Here is a 2937-nt window from a genome sequence, read left to right as displayed (position 1 = left end):
CAGTTGAGACAGGCCCTTCTGAGACGGCCACCGCTCGGCCTCATGCCCGCGGCAGCGTGAGCCGGAATTTTGCGCCGCCCCGGTGCGGCAGGCACTCCAGTTCCCCGCCGTGGGCACGCGCCAGCGCCCGCGCGATCGCCAGGCCGAGCCCGGCGCCGCCGTGATCGCGGGCGCGGCCGGGGTCCAGGCGCACCAGCCGCTCGAAGATGTTGTCCCGCTCGTCATCCGGGATGCCCGGGCCAGTGTCGGTGATGATGATCTCCGCGAGGCCCTCGGGGGCGTGAAGGTCGACGGTGATGGCTCCGCCGGCCGGTGTGTACCGGCGGGCGTTGTCGAGCAGGTTGGACACGATCTGCAACAGACGGGTCGCGTCGGCGTCGAGATGCAGTGTGGTCAGACCCGTGCGGGTGACGCTGACCTGTGGTGCCAGCATCGCGGCTCTGTCGACTTCGCCGTCAAGCACCGCGGCCACGTCCACGTCTTGCAACTCGAGCGCGAGCCCGGCGTCGATGCGGCTCAGGTCCAGCATGTCGGAGACGAGTCGTCCGGCGCGGCGAGCATCGGAGAGCAACAGGCTCGCTCGGCGGTATTGCCCGTTGTCGTGGTGTTCAGAGGCGCTGTGCGCGACCTGCTCGGCGGCGACCTGAATTCCGGCGATCGGGGTGCGCAACTCGTGGGCGGCGTCGACGAGAAACCGCCGGGTCGCGGTCTCCGCGCGCTGCGCTGTGTCGGCGGCGTGCCGGGCGCGGTGCTCGGACAGTTCCAGTGCGTCCAGCATGTTGTCGAAAGCGCTTGCGGCGCGGCCGAGTTCGGTGTCCGTGCGATTCGGGTGCAGCCGACGGCCGCGGTCCCCGGTGGTGATGGCGTTGGCCAGCGCGGTGAGCCGATCCAGCGGACGCAGCGCCGCCCGGCTCACCGCGATGAGCAGCAGCGCCGCGAATAGCAGGGTCACCAGACCCGCCCCGATCATCAAGCCGCGCAACTGATGCGCGACCTGGGTGGTCTGCGTGGTGTCGGCGACCAGGATCACCCGGCTGCCATCGGGCAGCGGATGCACGACGGCCGTCGCGGTGGCATCCGGCGGCGGGCCGGGCGGCGGCGGAAGTGCGTACGGCGGTGGCGGATACGGCGGTGGATAAGGCGGTGGATAAGGCGGCGATGGGTACGGGGGCGGAGGATAGAACGGTGGCGGTTCGACCTCCCCGTCGCTCAGCTCGGGACTGATCCCGCGGTCGCCGTATGCGGTGCCGTCGGCCGTGATCACCAGCGCCCGGATCCCGCCGCCGTTGAGCTCGGCGGCGAGCAGATCGGGTGATGTGTGCGCGGCGCTCAACGCGTCGGCGCGCGAGGTCGCGGCCAGCAGCCGATCGTGCAGATTGCGGTGGGCGAGAACACCCATCGCGATGTCGATGATGACTCCGAGCACCACCAGCAGGACGGCCAGCAGCGCCAGTACCACCAGCGTCACGCGGCGTTGCAGCGACGGCGTCGGCGTCGGCGACGCCGTCATGACCGCTCGGCCTGCAGGCGGTAGCCGATGCCGCGCACGGTGTGCAGGATCCGCGGACCGCGCGCCTCGAGCTTGCGCCGCAGCCCGCTGACATGGACCTGCACCAGATTCGGGTCGTAGGCGTCATAGCCCCACACCGCGTTCAGGATCTGGCCCGCGCTGACGATCCGGCCACGCTGCTCCACCAGGAAAGCCAGCACGCGCAGCTCGGTCGCGGTCAGATCCAGCCGGTGTCCGCCTCGCGCGGCCACGCCGGCGCCGAAGTCCAGGGTGACGTCGCCCACCTGAATCACCTCCGACAGCCGGCCGCGACGACGCAGCACCGCGCCGACCCGCGACACCAGTTCGGCCAGCTCGAACGGCTTGATGACGTAGTCGTCGGCGCCGCCGTCGAGTCCGCGCAGCCGATCGGGCAGCCCGTCGCGCGCCGTGATAAGGACGATCCCGGTGTCACCCCATTCGCGGATGACGTCGATCAGTTCGAACCCGTCGCGCCCGGGCAACATCACGTCGAGCACCACCAGGTCGGGCCGCATCCCGTCGAGAACCTCTTCCAGGCCGTCGCCGCCGCAGCGGGCATCGGTGTGATAGCCGACATCGACCAGCGCCTCGCTGACCATCTCCCGGATGGTCTCGGAGTCTTCGACGACCAGCACCCGCGGCGTACCGACGCTGAAGTGGCCGCCCGCACGTGGGCAATCCGTCATACCCCCATTGTCAGCGCCGGTGCTGAAACGAACCTGAAGGCCGGTGACATCCCAGAGATCACCTTTGTCCCGTTGTCACAGAGGAAGAGGGATGTGCGAATTGCCCGCCTTTGAGCGACAACCTCGCTCTACGCCCCGACATCTCCGCGTTGTCGCTCCAAGGCGGGCAAAAGGGTGTTGGCCTCCGCCGGTCACCCTGTGACGGATGAGGTCCGTTCGTCGGGTAGCTGAATTCTTCAGATCCATTTCAGCCCCGGCTCTTAACGTCCGTGACATGACCACGAACGACGACATCAACACCAATCCGCCCGCGCCGGCGCCGGTCACCTACCAAGAACCCGAGCGACGCCGCCACCCCACCGGCGTGGTGATCGGCGCCGGAGTGGCGGGCGTGCTGCTCGGCGCGGTCGGCACCGTCGCGGCGATCGCCTTCGCGTGGATCGTCAGCGTCGGGCCGCCCCCGCCGGCGCCTCCCGGGCCGCCGCCGGGCTTCGCGGCGCCGTTCCACGGTCCCCCGCCCCCTCCGATGGGCGGGCCGATGCCGGGTGGTTTCGGATTCACCCCGCCCGGGCCGCCGGGACCTCCGCGTGGCTTCTGGCCATCGCCCCCGGGTGAGGGAATCCCGACACCGCCCGCGCCGACACCGGCGTCCCCCACGCCGCATCCCTGACAACTGAGCCTGTCGCCGTCACGATGTCCGGCATCTGTCTCTTATACACC

Annotated in this window: 3 protein-coding genes; 1 reads left to right on the top strand and 2 read right to left on the bottom strand. The window is 70.1% G+C overall.

Features of this window, described 5'->3' with window-relative positions:
- Window positions 1-40: 40 nt before the first annotated feature.
- Together A5652_RS18650 and A5652_RS18645 are read right to left on the bottom strand one after the other, a co-directional pair.
- Entirely contained in the window at window positions 41-1510 is a 1470-nt protein-coding gene (locus tag A5652_RS18650; protein WP_067354746.1) for a cell wall metabolism sensor histidine kinase WalK, read from the bottom strand.
- Complete coding sequence (locus tag A5652_RS18645; RefSeq protein WP_067354741.1) at window positions 1507-2217, bottom strand: response regulator transcription factor; 711 nt, start codon at window positions 2215-2217, stop codon at window positions 1507-1509. Before A5652_RS18645 ends, A5652_RS18650 begins: the two co-directional genes overlap by 4 nt.
- Window positions 2218-2491: 274 nt before the next feature.
- Between A5652_RS18645 and A5652_RS18640 the strand changes: the two genes are divergently transcribed.
- Window positions 2492-2887 carry a hypothetical protein gene (locus tag A5652_RS18640; RefSeq protein WP_067354730.1) on the top strand — a complete coding sequence of 132 codons (396 nt, stop codon included), beginning with the start codon at window positions 2492-2494 and terminating at the stop codon, window positions 2885-2887.
- Window positions 2888-2937 lie beyond the last annotated feature (50 nt).

The organism is Mycobacterium sp. 1165178.9, assembly GCF_001673555.1.
In the GTDB taxonomy this organism is placed as follows: domain Bacteria; phylum Actinomycetota; class Actinomycetes; order Mycobacteriales; family Mycobacteriaceae; genus Mycobacterium.
This window is presented reverse-complemented; position numbering and strand designations above follow the sequence as displayed.

Excerpts from the sequence above, each read along its gene's own strand:
- A5652_RS18650 (WP_067354746.1), bottom strand. The coding sequence starts at position 1,510 with ATGACGGCGTCGCCGACGCCGACGCCGTCGCTGCAACGCCGCGTGACG.
- A5652_RS18645 (WP_067354741.1), bottom strand. The coding sequence starts at position 2,217 with ATGACGGATTGCCCACGTGCGGGCGGCCACTTCAGCGTCGGTACGCCG.
- A5652_RS18640 (WP_067354730.1), top strand. The coding sequence starts at position 2,492 with ATGACCACGAACGACGACATCAACACCAATCCGCCCGCGCCGGCGCCG.